Genomic DNA, 19,212 nt, shown 5'->3' with positions numbered 1-19,212 from the left:
AATGACACCAGGCGGACAAGCTCAAATAGGTAATGTTGATCTCGTAAAACAGCTTAACAGCGCGGCAGTTTATCGCCTGATTGACCAGCATGGGCCAATCTCGCGAATTCAGATTGCCGAGCAGAGTCAACTTGCCCCCGCCAGCGTAACAAAAATTACGCGTCAACTGATTGAACGCGGGCTGATCAAAGAGGTTGATCAGCAGGCCTCCACTGGAGGCCGCCGCGCTATTTCTATCGTCACCGAAACCCGCAATTTCCACGCTATCGGCGTACGCCTGGGCCGCCACGACACCACGCTCACACTCTATGATATGAGCAGCAAAGTGGTCGCAGAAGAGCATTATCCTCTTCCCGAGCGCACACAGGAAACGCTGGAGTATGCGCTGCTCAATACGATTTCCACCTTTATTGATAGCTGCCAACGGAAAATCCGTGAACTGATTGCTATCTCTGTCATTCTGCCAGGGCTGGTTGATCCCGAAAGCGGCGTTATCCGCTACATGCCGCATATTCAGGTTGAAAACTGGGGGTTGGTCGAAGCGCTGGAGAAACGTTTTCAGGTAACCTGCTTTGTCGGCCACGACATTCGCAGTCTGGCGCTTGCCGAGCACTATTTTGGGGCAAGTCAGGATTGCGAAGACTCCATTCTGGTGCGCGTCCATCGCGGGACCGGGGCTGGGATCATCTCAAATGGCCGAATTTTCATTGGTCGCAACGGCAACGTCGGTGAAATTGGTCATATTCAGGTTGAGCCGCTGGGTGAACGCTGCCACTGCGGGAATTTTGGCTGTCTGGAAACTATTGCAGCTAACGCATCCATTGAGCATCGCGTACAAAACTTACTCAAGCAAGGCTATCCGAGTCGACTGACGCTGGATGATTGCAACATTAAAACCATCTGTAAGGCTGCGAATAAAGGCGATAACCTGGCGTCGGAAGTCATTGAGCACGTTGGTCGCCATCTGGGTAAAACCATCGCTATCGCCATTAACCTGTTTAACCCGCAAAAAATCGTCATTGCCGGTGAGATTACTGAGGCAGATAAAGTGCTGCTTCCGGCAATAGAAAGCTGCATTAATACCCAGGCGTTGAAGGCGTTTCGCCACAATCTGCCCGTGGTTCGCTCCACGCTGGACCACCGCTCAGCCATTGGCGCATTTGCGCTGGTGAAACGCGCTATGCTCAACGGTTCGTTGCTGCAACGTTTGCTGGAAAATTAATGCTCTCATAGAATATTGGGTTACTATCAGACTCCTGACAAATTCCCTGGGTAGTTCATGACCATCAAGAATGTAATTTGTGATATCGACGGCGTGCTGATGCACGACAATGTTGCCGTACCGGGTGCGGCAGAGTTTCTGACCGGCATCCTAGAAAAAGGTTTGCCGTTAGTCCTGCTGACTAACTACCCTTCTCAGACCGGGCAGGATCTGGCGAACCGCTTCGCCACGGCTGGTGTGAATGTCCCCGATAGCGTCTTTTATACTTCCGCCATGGCCACTGCCGATTTTCTGCGTCGCCAGGAAGGGAAAAAAGCCTACGTCGTGGGTGAAGGTGCGCTGATCCACGAACTGTATAAAGCCGGCTTTACCATTACCGATGTTAACCCCGACTTCGTGATTGTCGGCGAGACGCGCTCCTACAACTGGGACATGATGCATAAAGCGGCATATTTTGTTGCCAATGGCGCGCGCTTTATCGCGACCAACCCGGATACCCATGGCCGCGGTTTTTATCCCGCCTGTGGTGCGCTCTGCGCCGGTATCGAAAAGATCTCCGGGCGTAAACCATTTTATGTCGGCAAACCCAGCCCATGGATTATTCGCGCGGCACTCAACAAAATGCAGGCGCACTCCGAAGAGACCGTTATTGTCGGTGACAACCTGCGTACAGATATTCTGGCAGGCTTCCAGGCTGGCCTTGAAACCATCCTGGTGTTGTCTGGCGTATCCACGCTTGACGATATCGACAGCATGCCGTTCCGACCAAGCTGGATCTACCCTTCCGTTGCCGAGATAGATGTTATCTAAGCACTTCTGTGCCGGAGATCAGCGTAAACGCGCCATCCGGCACACAAAATCACTCCATTCAATAAAACTGCCGATTTACTGATAATTCATCAATAAATACGCTTATTACGTAATCTTTTTTCACCATTCAATAATCATCATTGAGTTTTTTACTTTCAGTACGCCAAACTCCTTGCGCCCCCACCGCCTTTGCGGCATTTTCTTAATCAAGCAAACACAAAAAGCATCACGCAACAGGTTAACGGAGAAGGTTATGTGTTCTATTTTTGGCGTATTCGATATTAAAACAGACGCAGTTGAGCTGCGTAAAAAAGCCCTGGAATTGTCCCGTCTGATGCGTCATCGTGGCCCGGACTGGTCGGGTATTTACGCCAGTGATAACGCCATTCTGGCACATGAGCGTTTGTCGATTGTCGACGTCAACGCAGGTGCTCAGCCGCTGTACAACATGAAAAAAACACATATTCTGGCGGTGAACGGTGAAATCTATAACCACCAGGCGTTACGCGCTGAATACGGCGACCGCTACCAGTTCCAGACCGGTTCTGACTGTGAAGTTATCCTCGCGCTGTATCAGGAAAAAGGGCCAGAATTCCTCGACTCCCTGCAGGGTATGTTTGCCTTTGCGCTGTACGACAGCGAACAAGACGCCTACCTGATTGGCCGCGATCATCTCGGGATCATCCCGTTGTATATGGGCTATGACGAACACGGTAACTTCTATGTTGCCTCAGAAATGAAAGCGCTGGTTCCGGTGTGCCGCACGATTAAAGAATTCCCGGCCGGTAGCTATCTGTGGAGCAAAGATGGCGAAATTCGTCAATACTACCAGCGCGACTGGTTTGAATACGATGCGGTAAAAGACAATGTGACGGATAAAAACGAACTGCGTCAGGCGCTGGAAGACGCCGTCAAAAGCCATCTGATGTCAGATGTCCCTTACGGTGTACTGCTGTCCGGCGGCCTGGACTCCTCCGTTATTTCTGCCATCACCAAAAAATACGCGGCGCGTCGTGTTGAAGATCAGGAACGCAGCGAAGCCTGGTGGCCTCAGTTGCACTCCTTCGCTGTGGGTCTGGAAGGCGCACCAGATTTGAAAGCCGCGCAAGAAGTGGCGAACCATTTAGGCACCGTGCATCACGAGATCCACTTCACCGTGCAGGAAGGTTTGGATGCGATCCGCGACGTCATCTATCACATCGAAACCTACGATGTAACAACAATTCGCGCCTCAACGCCGATGTACCTGATGTCTCGTAAAATTAAAGCGATGGGCATTAAAATGGTGCTGTCGGGTGAAGGTTCAGACGAAGTCTTTGGCGGCTATCTCTACTTCCATAAAGCGCCAGACGCGAAAGAGCTACATGAAGAAACCGTGCGTAAACTACAAGCGCTGCATATGTTTGACTGTGCTCGTGCCAACAAAGCGATGTCTGCCTGGGGTGTCGAAGCCCGCGTTCCCTTCCTGGATAAAAAATTCCTCGATGTGGCGATGCGCATCAACCCGCAGGATAAAATGTGTGGCAACGGGAAAATGGAAAAACATGTCCTGCGCGAATGCTTTGAATCTTACCTGCCAGCCAGCGTGGCGTGGCGTCAGAAAGAGCAGTTCTCTGACGGCGTCGGTTACAGCTGGATTGACACGCTGAAAGAAGTGGCAGCAGAGCAAGTTTCCGACCAGCAACTGGAAACCGCCAGCTTCCGCTTCCCGTATAACACGCCATCATCGAAAGAGGCGTACTTGTACCGTGAGATTTTCGAAGAACTGTTCCCGGTAGCAAGCGCTGCTGAATGCGTGCCTGGCGGCCCGTCTGTCGCCTGTTCTTCAGCAAAAGCAATTGAATGGGATGAAGCGTTCAAAACCATGAACGATCCATCAGGCCGTGCAGTTGGTGTGCATCAGTCAGCTTATAAGTAAGCAAATCATCAGAAAAGAGCCCTGCGGGGCTCTTTTTTTATGTCGATTTAACGTGCGGAAAAACAATTAATAACTAATAATTGCCGAATATTGCGTCATGCTGTTCGCAACCTAACCAAACAGTCACATTCCAGCTATTTTCCATGAAAAAGGGGTTGACGCTTCAAAGCTCAATACGCATAATGCGCCCCGCAACGCCGATAAGGTAACGCGAAAAAAAAGATGGCTACGTAGCTCAGCTGGTTAGAGCACATCACTCATAATGATGGGGTCACAGGTTCGAATCCCGTCGTAGCCACCATCTTTTTTGCGGGAGTGGCGAAATTGGTAGACGCACCAGATTTAGGTTCTGGCGCCGCAAGGTGTGCGAGTTCAAGTCTCGCCTCCCGCACCATTCACCCGTAAGCGTTGCACGGATGGGGTATCGCCAAGCGGTAAGGCACCGGTTTTTGATACCGGCATTCCCTGGTTCGAATCCAGGTACCCCAGCCATTTTTTCTTCGATATAGCGGTTCACCGCGACGGTCATTGGGGTATCGCCAAGCGGTAAGGCACCGGTTTTTGATACCGGCATTCCCTGGTTCGAATCCAGGTACCCCAGCCATCGAAGAATATGATAATATATGGCTACGTAGCTCAGCTGGTTAGAGCACATCACTCATAATGATGGGGTCACAGGTTCGAATCCCGTCGTAGCCACCATATTAAGGACGTATCGATTTAATTCGGTAAATCCAAAAAATTGTTGGGGTATCGCCAAGCGGTAAGGCTCTGGTTTCTGATACCAGCATTCCGAGGTTCGAATCCTCGTACCCCAGCCAATTTCAAAAAGTCGTCCACTTTGTGGGTGCACCCGTTGGGGTATCGCCAAGCGGTAAGGCTCTGGTTTCTGATACCAGCATTCCGAGGTTCGAATCCTCGTACCCCAGCCATATTAAAAAAGCTCGCTTCGGCGAGCTTTTTGCTTTTCTGCGCTCTCAATATCGTATGGCAAAAGGCTTATCGGGCCTACGGCGAATTGCGTAGGCCCGCATACGCACTACAACCCTAACGCATACTTCAGCGCCTGACGCTTCAACACACCGGCTCGTTCTGCCGCCATTAACCCGAGGTTACGCATAATACGCAGCGGCTGCAGATTGTTGCTAAACCCGGCGTAGAACAGATCCATCCCACTCTGCATAATGAAGTTATCGGTCATACGACGGTTTTGGTAGCGTTTCAGCACCTGTTGACTGGCCCAGGATTCACCATAGCTACGGGCATTAACCAGCACATCAATCAGGGCATCAACGTCGCGGTATCCCAGATTAACCCCCTGCCCTGCCAGCGGATGAATGGTATGCGCGGCATCACCCACCAGCGCCAGACCTGGCTGCACATATTGCAACGCATGGCGACGAGTAAGCGGAAACGCGCCCGCTGCGACTGGTGTAACGTGTCCGAGCCGTGCAGGAAAGTGTTTGGTGATCTCGGCCTGTAGCTGCGGCATGCTGAGACTCTGCAACTGGCGGATCCTTGCCGGAGAGTCATACCACACCAGCGAAGCCCAGTTATCGAACAGCGGTAAAAACGCGCGAGGACCGTCAGGGGTAAACTGCTGCCAGGTGCTGTCTCCTGGTGAGTTCTCGCATTTAACGGTTATCAACATACAGGATTGCGCATACTGCCAGGCATGAATGCCAATTCCGGCCATTTGGCGTACCTGAGAATTCGCTCCATCGGCACCGATCACCAGCTTCACAGTGATCTTTTCACCGCCTGCCAGCTCAAGCTCATGCCGGTCATTATGGCGATGCAGAGAGATCAGTGATGCCGGCACGCGCAAAGTCACCTTTGGATGGGCTTCCAGCGCCTGCCAGAGCGCCTGTTGCAGGACATTGTTTTCCACCATATAGCCCAGCAATGGCAGTTTAAGCTCAGCGGCATCAAACACCACATGAGCGTTTTCCCACTCCCAGGTTTCCAGGCGACGATAAGGATGACTGCGCATACCCTGTACCGCATCCCAGACGCCCAGCCCTTTCAACAGCGACACAGATGCCGAGCTAATCGCCGAAATACGCACATCAGGTTGTCCGTCAGCCACGAACGGCGCAGGAACGGCATGTTCAATAACCGTTACCGAGAATCCATGCTGCGCCAGTCCAAGCGCCAGCGCGCCGCCGACCATCCCCCCGCCGACAATGGCAATTTCCGTTGGTTGATTTGTCATGGTCAATCATCCTGTTACATGTATTGTGTAAGTTTACAGGATTTTTTACCCCTTGAGGCTGACATCGGTCATACTGGTCACAACCGCGCCAAAGCAGTACACTATGCGCCCTGCATTTCAGCCACAATTTCGCAAGAGCAAGTCGATGACCAAAAAACTCCATATTAAAACCTGGGGCTGTCAGATGAACGAATACGATTCATCGAAGATGGCCGATCTGCTGGATGCCACTCACGGATATCAACTGACCGACGTGGCGGAAGAAGCGGATGTGTTGCTGTTGAATACCTGCTCAATCCGCGAGAAGGCTCAGGAAAAAGTTTTCCACCAGTTAGGTCGCTGGAAACTCTTAAAAGAGAAAAATCCCGATCTTATTATTGGTGTCGGTGGCTGTGTTGCCTCTCAGGAAGGTGATCACATTCGTCAACGTGCACACTATGTCGATATTATTTTTGGGCCACAAACGCTTCACCGCCTGCCGGAAATGATCAATAAAGTGCGCGGTAGCAACACCCGTAGCCCGGTGGTGGATATCAGCTTCCCGGAAATCGAAAAATTCGACCGTCTGCCTGAACCGCGTGCTGAAGGTCCAAGCGCGTTTGTATCCATCATGGAAGGCTGTAATAAATATTGTACTTACTGCGTGGTGCCGTACACCCGTGGTGAAGAAGTCAGCCGCCCGGCGGATGACATTCTGTTCGAAATCGCCCAGCTTGCAGCTCAGGGCGTACGTGAAGTGAACCTGCTGGGGCAAAACGTCAACGCCTGGCGTGGTGAGAACTACGACGGCACAATTGGTTCGTTTGCCGACCTGCTGCGTCTGGTTGCCGCTATCGACGGGATCGATCGCATTCGCTTTACCACCAGCCATCCGATCGAGTTCACCGATGATATCGTTGAAGTCTATCGTGACACCCCGGAGTTGGTGAGCTTCCTGCACCTGCCGGTACAGAGTGGTTCGGATCGCGTCCTGAACCTGATGGGCCGTACCCATACCGCGCTGGAATATAAAGCGATCATCCGTAAACTGCGCGCCGCGCGCCCGGACATCCAGATTAGCTCTGACTTCATTGTTGGCTTCCCTGGTGAAACCACGCAAGATTTCGAGCAGACCATGAAGCTGATTGCTGACGTCAATTTCGACATGAGCTACAGCTTTATCTTCTCTGCGCGTCCTGGCACACCAGCCGCCGATATGGTTGACGACGTTCCGGAAGAAGAGAAAAAACAGCGTCTGTATATTCTGCAGGAACGTATCAACCAGCAGGCGATGGCCTGGAGTCGCCGTATGCTCGGCACGACTCAGCGTATTCTGGTTGAAGGCACGTCGCGTAAAAGCATTATGGAACTGTCTGGACGTACCGAAAATAACCGTGTGGTGAACTTTGAAGGCACCCCGGAAATGATTGGTAAGTTCGTAGACGTTGAAATTACCGACGTCTGGACCAACTCTCTGCGCGGTAAAGTGGTACGCACTGAAGACGAAATGGGCCTGCGCATCGCAGAAAGTCCTGAGTCAGTCATTGCACGCACCCGCAAAGAAAACGATCTCGGCGTAGGTATTTATCAGCCTTAATCTTAAGGCATCACCTCCCCTGAATAATTCGAGCTGCAGAAAGGCGGCAAGAGCGTGAATCCCCAGGAGCATAGATAACTATGTGACTGGGGTGAACAAGCGAAGCCAACGCATCTGCAGCCTGAAGTATGACAGGCGGCCTTGCAATTCCTTACCCAATCCCCATATTTATCGCAATGCTTGCGCCTTTTCTCTGTGGCGTGAATAATTTCCTTACATGCCGGTGAATGTTCAACGTCCGGCGATACATGCATAAGAGGAACGGTTTGAACATAGACACTCGAGAAATCACCCTTGAACCCGCAGACAACGCCCGTTTGTTGAGTCTTTGCGGTCCGTTTGATGACAACATCAAACAGCTGGAACGTCGCCTCGGCATCGAAATTAACCGCCGCGATAACCACTTTAAACTGACCGGTCGTCCGATTTGCGTCACCGCTGCGGCAGATATTTTACGCAGTCTCTACGTTGATACCGCCCCGATGCGCGGCCAGACGCAGGACATCGAGCCAGAACAAATTCACCTGGCGATCAAAGAAGCGCGTGTTCTTGAACAGAGCGCAGACAGCGTGCCTGAGTTTGGCAAAGCGGTGAACATCAAAACCAAACGCGGGGTGATTAAACCGCGTACGCCGAATCAGGCGCAGTATATCGCCAACATTCTTGACCACGACATCACCTTCGGCGTTGGCCCTGCAGGGACGGGTAAAACTTACCTTGCCGTTGCCGCGGCGGTAGATGCGCTTGAGCGTCAGGAAATCCGCCGTATTCTGCTGACCCGTCCGGCGGTTGAAGCCGGTGAAAAGCTGGGCTTCCTGCCAGGCGATCTGAGCCAGAAAGTCGACCCGTATTTACGCCCGCTGTATGACGCTCTGTTCGAAATGCTCGGTTTCGAGAAAGTAGAGAAGCTGATTGAGCGTAACGTCATTGAGGTCGCACCACTGGCTTATATGCGCGGTCGTACGTTGAACGATGCGTTCATCATTCTTGATGAGAGTCAGAACACCACCATCGAACAAATGAAAATGTTCCTGACTCGTATCGGCTTTAACTCCAAAGCCGTTATCACTGGCGACATTACCCAGATTGACCTACCGCGCAGCACCAAATCCGGCCTGCGTCATGCCATCGAAGTGCTGGCTGAAGTCGACGAGATTAGTTTTAATTTCTTCCATAGCGAAGACGTGGTGCGCCACCCGGTAGTTGCCCGTATCGTGACGGCGTATGAGGCCTGGGAAGAAGCAGAACAAAAACGAAAAGCCGAGCTGGCTGCGGAACGTAAACGCGAAGCTCAGGAACAGGAACAAAAATGAGTCAGGTTATCCTCGATTTACAGCTGGCATGTGAAAATGAATCCGGCTTACCGCAAGAGAGTCAGTTTCAGGCATGGCTGGATGCAGTGATCCCGCAGTTCCAGGAAGAATCAGAAGTGACTATTCGCCTGGTTGATGACGCCGAAAGTCACGAACTGAACCTGACCTATCGCGGAAAGGACAAGTCTACCAACGTGCTTTCCTTCCCGTTTGAAGCGCCTCCGGGGATTGAGCTGCCGCTGCTGGGTGACCTGATCATCTGCCGCCAGGTGGTTGAAAAAGAAGCGCAGGAGCAAGGCAAACCGCTGGAAGCCCACTGGGCGCATATGGTGGTGCATGGTAGCCTGCATTTGCTGGGTTACGACCATATCGAAGACGACGAAGCGGAAGAGATGGAATCCCTTGAAACAGAGATTATGCTTGCTCTGGGCTATGAGGATCCGTACATTGCCGAGAAAGAATAAGCTGCCGGGCTAACGCCCGGCGGTTGTTGTTGCCGTCTGACGCAGAGTATTTGCTCGACGTGCTTAATATTAACTAACATGAGAACCCATACGACGCCATGAGCGACGACAATTCACACAGTAGTGACACCTTAAACAGCAAAAAGGGATTTTTTTCCCTGTTACTGAGCCAACTTTTCCACGGTGAACCTAAAAACCGCGACGAACTGTTGGAGCTGATCCGTGATTCCGGGCAGAACGACCTTATCGATGAAGATACGCGCGATATGCTCGAAGGGGTGATGGACATTGCGGACCAACGCGTTCGCGACATCATGATCCCCCGCTCCCAGATGATTACCCTCAAACGCAACCAGACCCTGGATGAATGCCTCGATGTTATTATCGAGTCTGCTCACTCGCGTTTCCCGGTGATCAGCGAAGACAAAGATCACATTGAAGGGATTCTGATGGCCAAAGACTTGCTGCCGTTCATGCGCAGCGATTCCGAAGCCTTCAGCATGGAAAAAGTGTTACGCCAGGCAGTTGTCGTACCTGAGAGCAAGCGTGTTGACCGCATGCTGAAAGAGTTCCGTTCTCAGCGTTACCATATGGCTATCGTCATCGACGAATTCGGCGGAGTGTCTGGTCTGGTGACTATTGAAGACATCCTTGAACTGATCGTCGGTGAAATCGAAGATGAGTACGACGAAGAAGACGATATTGATTTCCGTCAGCTCAGTCGCCATACATGGACTATCCGAGCGCTCGCGCCAATTGAAGACTTCAACGAAGCCTTTGGCACCCACTTTAGCGACGAAGAAGTGGATACCATTGGCGGGCTGGTCATGCAGGCCTTTGGTCATCTGCCCGCTCGCGGTGAGACTATCGACATCGATGGTTACCAGTTCAAAGTAGCAATGGCCGACAGCCGTCGTATTATTCAGGTTCATGTCAGAATTCCGGACGACTCACCCCAGCCCAAACTGGACGAATAAACCCGATACTGGATCAAAGACTACATGGCATTTGCCCCATTAATTGAACGCCAGCGCATTCGCCTGCTGCTGGCGTTATTATTCGGTGCCTGCGGGACGCTGGCTTTCTCTCCGTATGACATCTGGCCTGCAGCGATTGTTTCGCTGATGGGCCTGCAGGCTCTCACCCTCAACCGCCGCCCACTCCAGTCTGCCGCTATTGGCTATTTATGGGGAATGGGGCTTTTTGGCTCCGGCATCAACTGGGTCTACGTCAGCATCGCGCAATTTGGCGGTATGCCGGGACCGGTTAACGTTTTCCTCGTGGTACTGCTTGCCGCGTACCTCTCGCTCTACACCGGTCTGTTTGCCGGTATTTTGTCGCGATTGTGGCCGAAAACCACCTGGCTACGGGTGGCAATCGCCGCACCGGTTGTCTGGCAGATAACCGAATTTCTGCGCGGTTGGGTGCTGACCGGCTTCCCGTGGCTGCAGTTTGGCTACAGTCAGATTGATGGCCCGTTGAAAGGGCTGGCACCGGTAATGGGCGTTGAGGCGATTAACTTCCTGCTGATGATGGTCAGCGGTCTGCTGGTACTGGCGTTAGTCACGCGTAACTGGCGTCCTCTGGTGGCGGCCGTCGTGCTTTTCGCCCTGCCCTTCCCGCTACGCTACATTCAGTGGTATACCCTCGAACCGGAAAAAACTACCCAGGTTTCCATGGTACAGGGCGACATTCCGCAGTCACTGAAGTGGGATGAGGGCCAACTCCTCAACACGCTGAAGATTTATCTCGATGCTACCCAGCCCGAGATGGGTAAATCACAGCTGATTATCTGGCCGGAGTCCGCCATCCCGGATCTGGAAATCAATCAGCAGCGTTTCCTCAGCATGATGGATGACCTGTTAAAATCCAAAAACAGTACCTTAATCACCGGGATTGTTGACGCTCGCCTCAACAAACAGAATCGTTACGATACCTACAACACCATCATCACGCTGGGTAAAGACAGTCCGTACAGCTACGATTCCACAAATCGCTACAACAAGAACCATCTGGTACCGTTTGGTGAATTTGTTCCGCTGGAATCGATTCTGCGCCCGTTAGCGCCGTTCTTTGACCTGCCAATGTCCTCGTTTAGCCGTGGCCCGTATATCCAGCCACAGCTGCACGCACACGGTTTTAAACTGACTGCGGCAATCTGCTACGAAATTATCCTTGGCGAACAGGTACGCGATAACTTCCGTCCGGATACGGACTACTTGCTGACCATCTCCAATGATGCCTGGTTTGGTAAATCCATCGGCCCGTGGCAGCACTTCCAGATGGCACGTATGCGTTCCCTGGAGCTGGCGCGTCCGCTGCTGCGTAGCACCAATAACGGGATTACCGCGGTGATTGGTCCGCAGGGTGACGTGCAGGCCATGATCCCGCAGTTTACCCGCCAGGTACTGACCACCAGCGTCACGCCGACAACGGGTCTCACACCTTATGCCCGTACCGGCAACTGGCCGCTGTGGCTTATCACCGCACTGCTTGGTTTTGGCGCAGTGTTGATGAGTCTGCGTCAACGTCGTAAGTAAAGCGGCTGTACCGTCGGATGACGGCGCGAAAACATTTTATCCGGCTTACAACCTCACTGTAGGCCGGATAAGCTAAATACTATCTTGCATCGAAACCCACCGAACTTCCCATTCTGGCACGTCAATTGCTTTATTAAATAACACAATAGCAATTTGGATGAATGTGCAACCTGGTCGCACCAAAGCGGATCACTGGTAGCACCTAAAAAGTGCAACAAGATATTTTTGCCCCTAAACGGTGCGGCGCACTTCGCAAAAATAAACAATAACACAGCAAATTCTTTACATTCATCCAAACTAAATGTTAACAAACACACACAAGACTGCACATTTAAGTTGCAAACAATAACAACATCACAATGGGTATCAATGCGTCCCTGGCGCAGACGATAAAGGAGTTGGATATGCAATTACGTAAGCTCGCCACTGCCATGCTGGTTATGGGAATGTCCGCCGGTCTGGCGCATGCAGAAGACGCAGCGCCCGCAGCAGGCAGCACGCTGGACAAGATCGCAAAAAATGGCGTGATCGTCGTCGGGCACCGTGAATCATCGGTTCCGTTTTCTTACTACGATAATCAGCAAAAAGTGGTCGGTTATTCACAGGATTACTCCAACGCGATCGTTGAAGCCGTGAAGAAAAAGCTGAACAAGCCTGACCTGCAGGTAAAACTGATTCCGATTACCTCGCAAAACCGTATTCCCCTGCTGCAAAACGGGACCTTCGACTTTGAATGTGGCTCCACCACCAACAACGTTGAACGCCAGAAGCAAGCTGCTTTCTCTGACACCATTTTCGTTGTAGGCACGCGTCTGCTGGCGAAAAAAGGCGGCGATATTAAAGACTTCCCGGATCTGAAAGGCAAAGCCGTGGTCGTTACTTCCGGTACTACCTCTGAAGTGCTGCTGCACAAGCTGAACGAAGAACAAAAAATGGATATGCGCATCATCAGCGCGAAAGACCACGGTGACTCTTTCCGTACCCTGGAAAGCGGTCGTGCCGTTGCCTTTATGATGGATGACGCACTGCTGGCTGGCGAGCGCGCGAAAGCGAAGAAACCGGACAACTGGGAGATCGTCGGTAAGCCGCAATCTCAGGAAGCTTACGGCTGTATGCTGCGTAAAGACGACGTCGCATTCAAGAAGCTGATGGATGACACCATCGCTCAGGCTCAGACCTCCGGTGAAGCAGAAAAATGGTTTGATAAGTGGTTTAAAAACCCAATTCCACCGAAAAACCTGAACATGAATTTCGAGCTGTCAAACGAGATGAAAGCCCTGTTCAAAGAACCGAATGACAAAGCACTTAACTAACTAAAATAAATGGGGCGAGTTTACCTTGCCCTCTCGATTGTTTTTCAGCACGGACAGACTATAAGCCTGATGGTCGTTCCCCATCAGGCTCGAAAACCGAAAAACGCTGGATAACAATCTTCGAGGGTAGCGCTGCTACCCTTTTTTTTCTGGAGTAGATTTATGTCTATAGACTGGAACTGGGGCATTTTTTTACAACAAGCCCCGTTCGGCAACACCACCTATCTCGGCTGGCTCTGGAGTGGTTTCCAGGTTACGGTCGCGTTATCTATCACTGCCTGGATTATCGCTTTCCTGGTGGGTTCTCTCTTCGGTATTTTACGTACTGTTCCCAACCGCTTCCTTGCCGGGCTCGGCACGCTGTATGTTGAACTGTTTCGCAACGTTCCGCTAATTGTACAATTCTTCACCTGGTATCTGGTGGTCCCTGAATTGCTGCCGGAGAATCTCGGCATGTGGTTCAAGGCTGAACTGGATCCCAATATTCAGTTCTTCCTTTCATCGATGATCTGTCTGGGGCTGTTTACTGCCGCTCGCGTCTGCGAACAGGTTCGCGCTGCGATTCAGTCTCTGCCTCGCGGGCAGAAAAATGCAGCGCTGGCGATGGGTCTGACTCTGCCACAGGCATACCGCTATGTTCTGCTGCCTAACGCCTACCGCGTGATCGTTCCGCCGATGACTTCAGAGATGATGAACCTGGTGAAAAACTCAGCCATCGCCTCGACCATCGGTCTGGTCGATATGGCGGCACAGGCAGGAAAACTGCTGGATTACTCAGCCCACGCATGGGAATCGTTTACGGCCATTACCCTGGCCTATGTACTGATTAACGCCTTTATTATGCTGGTGATGAATCTTGTCGAACGTAAAATCCGCCTGCCTGGCAACATAGGAGGCAAATAATGTACGATTTTGACTGGAGCTCGATTGTCCCTTCCCTGCCGTATCTGTTGGATGGGCTGCTCATCACGCTGAAAATTACCGTTACGGCGGTCATCATCGGTATCGTCTGGGGAACCATCCTGGCGGTCATGCGTCTGTCCAGCTTCGCGCCAATTGCCTGGTTTGCGAAAATATACGTTAACGTATTCCGTTCCATTCCGCTGGTGATGGTGCTGCTGTGGTTCTATCTGATCGTGCCTGGCTTCCTGCAAAACGTGCTGGGTCTGTCACCGAAAACCGATATTCGTCTGATCTCAGCAATGGTCGCGTTTTCGATGTTTGAAGCCGCCTACTACTCGGAGATTATCCGCGCAGGGATCCAGAGTATTTCCCGCGGGCAATCCAGCGCTGCGCTGGCACTGGGGATGACCCACTGGCAATCGATGAAGCTCATCATATTGCCACAGGCATTTCGCGCCATGGTTCCGCTGCTGCTTACCCAGGGCATCGTTCTGTTCCAGGACACCTCCCTGGTCTACGTATTGAGTCTGGCAGACTTCTTCCGCACCGCCTCCACCATTGGCGAGCGTGACGGCACTCAGGTTGAGATGATCCTGTTTGCTGGCGCCGTCTATTTTGTATTCAGTCTGAGCGCATCGTTGTTGGTCAGCTATTTGAAGAAAAGGACAGTTTAATGATTACCCTGAAAAATGTTTCTAAATGGTATGGTCACTTTCAGGTGCTGACCGACTGCTCCACAGAAGTGAAAAAAGGTGAAGTGGTGGTGGTCTGCGGCCCGTCAGGTTCCGGTAAATCAACGCTAATTAAAACGGTAAACGGGCTGGAGCCTGTGCAGCAGGGTATCATCACCGTTGATGGTACCGTTGTGAATGATAAAAAAACCGATCTGGCAAAACTACGTTCCCGCGTCGGCATGGTGTTCCAGCACTTTGAACTGTTCCCCCATCTGTCGATCATTGAGAACCTGACTCTGGCCCAGGTAAAAGTGCTCAAACGCGATAAAGCGCCCGCTCGAGAAAAAGCGCAAAAGTTGCTCGAACGCGTAGGGTTATCAGCCCATGCCAATAAGTTTCCGGCGCAGCTCTCCGGTGGTCAGCAGCAGCGTGTTGCTATCGCCCGCGCGCTGTGTATGGACCCTATCGCCATGCTGTTTGACGAACCCACATCGGCACTTGATCCTGAAATGATCAACGAAGTACTGGACGTTATGGTTGAACTGGCCAATGAAGGCATGACCATGATGGTGGTGACTCATGAAATGGGCTTCGCGCGTAAAGTGGCTAACCGGGTTATCTTCATGGATGAAGGGAAAATTGTTGAAGACTCGGAAAAAGAGGCCTTCTTCGCCAACCCGAAATCAGACCGCGCCAAAGACTTCCTCGCTAAAATTCTGCATTAATTCTTCCTGCGCGCACTCGGTAGAGTGCGCGTTACATCACGCTTTAGCATTTCTATTCTCGTTCATTTCATTAGTCAGCTTTAACCTTGTTGCAAAATCACGCGAACAAGGAATTGCTATGGCACTGCCGATCATTCTTGATTGCGATCCCGGTCATGACGACGCGATCGCCATTGTTCTTGCACTCGCCTCTCCCGAACTTGAAGTGAAAGCCATTACCTCCTCTGCCGGTAACCAGACGCCGGAGAAAACCCTGCGTAACGTGCTAAGAATGCTGACGCTGCTGAAACGCCCTGATATCCCAGTGGCGGGCGGTGCGGTAAAACCGCTGATGCGTGAACTGATTATCGCCGACAACGTTCACGGCGAAAGCGGTCTTGACGGCCCAGCTCTGCCGGAACCCTCATTCGCACCGCTTAACTGTAACGCCGTCGAACTGATGGCAAAAACACTGCGCGAAAGCCACGAACCGGTGACGCTTGTATCAACCGGACCACAAACCAACGTCGCCCTGTTGCTGAATAGCCACCCGGAACTGCACGATAAAATCGCGCAAATTGTGATCATGGGCGGTGCAATGGCGCTCGGTAACTGGACACCTGCCGCCGAGTTCAACATCTACGTTGACCCGGAAGCCGCAGAAATCGTCTTCCAGTCTGGGATCCCTATTGTCATGGCCGGGCTGGACGTCACGCACAAAGCGCAGATTTATCATGAAGACACCGAGCGCTTCCGCGCTATCGGCAACCCGATTTCCACCATCGTGGCCGAATTACTGGATTTCTTCCTCGAATACCACAAAGACGAAAAATGGGGCTTTATCGGCGCGCCATTGCATGACCCGTGTACCATCGCCTGGCTTCTCCAACCCGAATTGTTCACCACCGTAGAACGATGGGTTGGCGTGGAAACGCAGGGGAAATACACGCAGGGCATGACGGTCGTAGATTACTACTTCCTGACGGGGAATAAACCGAACGCGAAGGTGATGGTCGATGTTGATCGCCAGGGGTTTGTCGATTTACTGGCGAAAAGATTGAAATTTTACGCGTAATGAATGTCTTGATTAAGACCATCGTAATAAAATGCGATGGCCTTGTTTCGTATTAGTCGAGAGAATACATAGCTTAATGAATCGTTTTTCCGGATCTTAGCCCGAAGAGAAAAGAAGGCCAAAAGGTACGAAGCTATCCTACTTTTACCTGTAATCTCATTATCAAGAACAAAGACCTACAGGGCCAGAATCTAAATATATTCTTAAAAACAACTTTCTGATATGTTCTTAAAAGCGTTCATATTACATCGATTAATAAACATATCATCTACATAGCCTTGTTTTCTTGTGGTATCAACTCAGAAAAAAGCCAAATTCCTTTTCACGGTGAATATTATTTCTTTTTACCTAATTGCTGTGTGCGATATATTTGGTTAAACAATTTTATTGTATGAATCTCCATGGCTACAATCTTTTCGTTGCAGATTTACTATTTATTATCTGCATCAATATATTTACGAGAAAGATAAATATCTTTTTGCATCGTTAGTACCATGTTTTTGACATGAAAAAATGGAGTTTTAATTGAAAAAGGTACTTTTAGCAGCATCCGTAATGGCCGCACTGATTTCTGGTCATGTTATGGCAAGCGACACCATCACCATTAACGGTGAAATCATCGAAAAAGGTTGCACCATTGGTGAGAACGGTAATGCGAATATCGATCTGCGTACCGTGACCGTTGCACAGGTGAAAGAAACCGGTATAGGTAGCGAACTGGCAAACCAAGCTGACTATTTCATGATTAAAGATTGCCCGGCAGGCTACGAAGTTGAATTAAACTTCATTGCTGACATCCCGCCAGGGTATGATAACGGTATTGTGAACACTGAAGCACCATCAAATACAGTTGTTGCGCATTACCTGCGAGATGCGCGTCCTACTCATATATCAGACCACGTATATTTGACTAACCCATCCAGAAACCAGGTATACCTTGATAACGATGAACGCACTAAAGCACAATCAAGTACGGGCTTTAGTTTCCCGATTGAATCAGGTTATCTGAAAACGGCTGAAGTTGATGGTGAAAATACGCCAGCCGGTCTCACCAAATCTGTGGTAACGCTGAACGTATATTATCGTCAGTAATTTGCACAAACGGGTGTAATCAATATATCCCCTCCTTGAGGGGATATATCCGCAACATTGTGTTTTCACACGCCTGTTTGAGGGAGATATCCAGGATGATACAAACCAGGAAAATTGTTCTCGCGACGATTATTCCCCTAATGCTGATAAGCAATTCACCAGCATGGGCTGAAGAAGAAGTAGATTCTATCAGGTTGGATGTATACGCCAGGTTGGTAGCATCAGCTTGCAAGATCATATTAGAGGGCGGGCCGGTGATTGATCTTGCCTCCGTCAGCAAGAAAGATGTCAATGAAGTGAGCTTAGGCGCGCCTGTCCCTGAAGGTCGCGAGACGATTAATGCATCCATCAGCCAGTGTGGGCAAAACGGTCAGTACACATTGACGTTTAGCGGAATGCCGGTCAGTAATTACCCAAATGCAATAGCCAGCAGCGGCGAAGCCGAGGGCGTAGCGCACTACCTGAAATATGTTGACTCCACCGGGGCTTTTTATCCGGACGGCACATTTCTTGGCGATGGTGAGCCATCGTCACTGCACTATATAGATACCACCAAAGACGTTAAGTTTCAGCTTGAGGCCGGATATATGCGCATTGGTGACACAGTTACCAGCGGGAAAACGGCCACTACCGTTACCGTTGAAATCAAGCAAAATTAACGAGCTTTGGTGTAATTATATTTTGGTTTTCGAGGAAATAAGCAATGAAGGGAATTCAAAAAATCATTATCGGTATGCTATTAGGCGCATTCACCTTATCCAGTGCCTATGCCAACGTGTCGTTAATGGGAACGCGGGTCATTTATAACGGCGCGAAAAAAGAGGCATCCATTAACCTGGAAAACCCTGACAGTTCTCCTTATTTAGTACAGTCATGGGTTGAGATGCCGGATGGTAATAAAGCGCAGAAAGCGCCATTTATCATTACACCGCCGTTGTTCCGCCTTGACCCTAAGCAAAAGAATGTACTGCGCATTATTCTCACCACCCCACTGCCAGAAAATAAAGAATCTTTATTCTGGCTGAATGTTAAAGGCATACCCAGCGAGTCAAAAGCGGACAACAGCATTCAGATCGCGATAAATACGGTAATTAAATTAATTTACCGTCCAAAGTCATTAGATAACTTCATTCCGGCTAACCAAAAAAATAAACTCACCTGGCAACGCAGCGGAAATCAGATTCAGGTGAACAATGCTTCCGCCTACTATTTTAACTTCAGCAAAATAACCGTCGCTGGCAAAAAGGTGGAACACGTCACCTATGTGGCCCCAGGCGAAAGTGCCCGTTTTGATTTACCGAAAGGCGTAACCGGGGGAGATGTATCGTTCGCAATAATAAATGACCAGGGTGGTGTTGGCGAAGATTTCCATACACATATTTGACTGATGGAT

Annotated in this window: 17 protein-coding genes and 7 tRNA genes; 23 read left to right on the top strand and 1 reads right to left on the bottom strand. The window is 50.7% G+C overall.

Annotated features, from left to right (window positions below; all coding sequences use genetic code 11):
* The first annotated feature begins 1 nt into the window (after nt 1).
* The 10 genes from LG384_RS06640 (at nt 2) to LG384_RS06595 (ending at nt 4,882) form a co-directional block, all read left to right on the top strand.
* Nucleotides 2-1,222, top strand: a complete 1,221-nt coding sequence (locus tag LG384_RS06640; RefSeq protein ID WP_048221855.1) for an N-acetylglucosamine repressor — start codon at nt 2-4, stop codon at nt 1,220-1,222.
* A gap of 57 nt (nt 1,223-1,279) precedes the next feature.
* The gene (nagD, locus tag LG384_RS06635; RefSeq protein WP_038638796.1) at nt 1,280-2,032 is read left to right on the top strand and encodes a ribonucleotide monophosphatase NagD; all 753 of its coding nucleotides are present in this window, start codon (nt 1,280-1,282) and stop codon (nt 2,030-2,032) included.
* 253 nt (nt 2,033-2,285) lie between these two features.
* Nucleotides 2,286-3,950 (top strand): asparagine synthase B, encoded by a 1,665-nt coding sequence (gene asnB, locus LG384_RS06630; protein WP_045441057.1) that lies wholly within the window; start codon nt 2,286-2,288, stop codon nt 3,948-3,950.
* Between the two features lie 224 nt (nt 3,951-4,174).
* A tRNA-Met gene (locus LG384_RS06625) sits at nt 4,175-4,251 on the top strand.
* Nucleotides 4,252-4,259: 8 nt separating this feature from the next.
* Nucleotides 4,260-4,344: transfer RNA gene (locus LG384_RS06620), tRNA-Leu, on the top strand.
* A gap of 23 nt (nt 4,345-4,367) precedes the next feature.
* Nucleotides 4,368-4,442 (top strand) — tRNA-Gln (locus tag LG384_RS06615).
* A 37-nt stretch (nt 4,443-4,479) separates the two neighbouring features.
* A tRNA-Gln gene (locus LG384_RS06610) sits at nt 4,480-4,554 on the top strand.
* Between the two features lie 21 nt (nt 4,555-4,575).
* Nucleotides 4,576-4,652 (top strand) — tRNA-Met (locus LG384_RS06605).
* Nucleotides 4,653-4,696: 44 nt separating this feature from the next.
* Nucleotides 4,697-4,771 (top strand) — tRNA-Gln (locus tag LG384_RS06600).
* Nucleotides 4,772-4,807: 36 nt separating this feature from the next.
* A tRNA-Gln gene (locus tag LG384_RS06595) sits at nt 4,808-4,882 on the top strand.
* 107 nt (nt 4,883-4,989) lie between these two features.
* Here LG384_RS06595 and ubiF read toward each other — a convergent pair.
* On the bottom strand, nt 4,990-6,165 hold the full coding sequence (gene ubiF / locus LG384_RS06590; RefSeq protein ID WP_045441056.1) for a 3-demethoxyubiquinol 3-hydroxylase: 1,176 nt from the start codon (nt 6,163-6,165) through the stop codon (nt 4,990-4,992).
* Between the two features lie 145 nt (nt 6,166-6,310).
* Here ubiF and miaB point away from each other — a divergent pair, with 145 nt between their 5' ends.
* From miaB to LG384_RS06525, 13 genes are all read left to right on the top strand, one after another.
* The gene (gene miaB / locus LG384_RS06585) at nt 6,311-7,741 is read left to right on the top strand and encodes a tRNA (N6-isopentenyl adenosine(37)-C2)-methylthiotransferase MiaB (protein WP_045449497.1); all 1,431 of its coding nucleotides are present in this window, start codon (nt 6,311-6,313) and stop codon (nt 7,739-7,741) included.
* Nucleotides 7,742-8,007: 266 nt separating this feature from the next.
* On the top strand, nt 8,008-9,054 hold the full coding sequence (locus LG384_RS06580) for a PhoH family protein (protein WP_019076268.1): 1,047 nt from the start codon (nt 8,008-8,010) through the stop codon (nt 9,052-9,054).
* Nucleotides 9,051-9,518, top strand: coding sequence for an rRNA maturation RNase YbeY (gene ybeY, locus LG384_RS06575; protein ID WP_045441055.1), 468 nt, complete (start codon nt 9,051-9,053; stop codon nt 9,516-9,518). The genes LG384_RS06580 and ybeY overlap by 4 nt, the downstream gene beginning before the upstream one ends.
* A 98-nt stretch (nt 9,519-9,616) precedes the next feature.
* Nucleotides 9,617-10,495, top strand: coding sequence for a CNNM family magnesium/cobalt transport protein CorC (corC, locus tag LG384_RS06570; RefSeq protein ID WP_045441054.1), 879 nt, complete (start codon nt 9,617-9,619; stop codon nt 10,493-10,495).
* A 24-nt stretch (nt 10,496-10,519) separates the two neighbouring features.
* Entirely contained in the window at nt 10,520-12,058 is a 1,539-nt protein-coding gene (gene lnt, locus LG384_RS06565) for an apolipoprotein N-acyltransferase (protein ID WP_225760651.1), read from the top strand.
* A gap of 404 nt (nt 12,059-12,462) precedes the next feature.
* Nucleotides 12,463-13,371, top strand: coding sequence for a glutamate/aspartate ABC transporter substrate-binding protein GltI (gene gltI, locus LG384_RS06560; RefSeq protein ID WP_045441052.1), 909 nt, complete (start codon nt 12,463-12,465; stop codon nt 13,369-13,371).
* A 162-nt stretch (nt 13,372-13,533) separates the two neighbouring features.
* Nucleotides 13,534-14,274, top strand: a complete 741-nt coding sequence (gene gltJ, locus LG384_RS06555) for a glutamate/aspartate ABC transporter permease GltJ (RefSeq protein WP_045441051.1) — start codon at nt 13,534-13,536, stop codon at nt 14,272-14,274.
* Nucleotides 14,274-14,948, top strand: a complete 675-nt coding sequence (gene gltK / locus LG384_RS06550; RefSeq protein ID WP_045441050.1) for a glutamate/aspartate ABC transporter permease GltK — start codon at nt 14,274-14,276, stop codon at nt 14,946-14,948. The genes gltJ and gltK overlap by 1 nt, the downstream gene beginning before the upstream one ends.
* The gene (gltL, locus tag LG384_RS06545) at nt 14,948-15,673 is read left to right on the top strand and encodes a glutamate/aspartate ABC transporter ATP-binding protein GltL (RefSeq protein ID WP_045441049.1); all 726 of its coding nucleotides are present in this window, start codon (nt 14,948-14,950) and stop codon (nt 15,671-15,673) included. The genes gltK and gltL overlap by 1 nt, the downstream gene beginning before the upstream one ends.
* 118 nt (nt 15,674-15,791) lie before the next feature.
* Complete coding sequence (rihA, locus tag LG384_RS06540) at nt 15,792-16,727, top strand: pyrimidine-specific ribonucleoside hydrolase RihA (RefSeq protein ID WP_045441048.1); 936 nt, start codon at nt 15,792-15,794, stop codon at nt 16,725-16,727.
* Between the two features lie 525 nt (nt 16,728-17,252).
* Complete coding sequence (locus tag LG384_RS06535) at nt 17,253-17,819, top strand: fimbrial protein (RefSeq protein WP_045441047.1); 567 nt, start codon at nt 17,253-17,255, stop codon at nt 17,817-17,819.
* 95 nt (nt 17,820-17,914) lie between these two features.
* Nucleotides 17,915-18,478 (top strand): fimbrial protein, encoded by a 564-nt coding sequence (locus tag LG384_RS06530; protein WP_370637062.1) that lies wholly within the window; start codon nt 17,915-17,917, stop codon nt 18,476-18,478.
* 44 nt (nt 18,479-18,522) lie between these two features.
* A complete protein-coding gene (locus LG384_RS06525) occupies nt 18,523-19,203 on the top strand; it encodes a molecular chaperone (RefSeq protein ID WP_045441045.1) in 681 nt (226 codons plus the stop codon).
* Nucleotides 19,204-19,212: the final 9 nt, after the last annotated feature.

Source organism: Citrobacter sp. Marseille-Q3906 (assembly GCF_916618775.1).
GTDB lineage: Bacteria > Pseudomonadota > Gammaproteobacteria > Enterobacterales > Enterobacteriaceae > Citrobacter > Citrobacter murliniae.
Note: the sequence above shows the minus strand (reverse complement) of the source record. Positions and strands in the feature narration are given on the sequence as shown.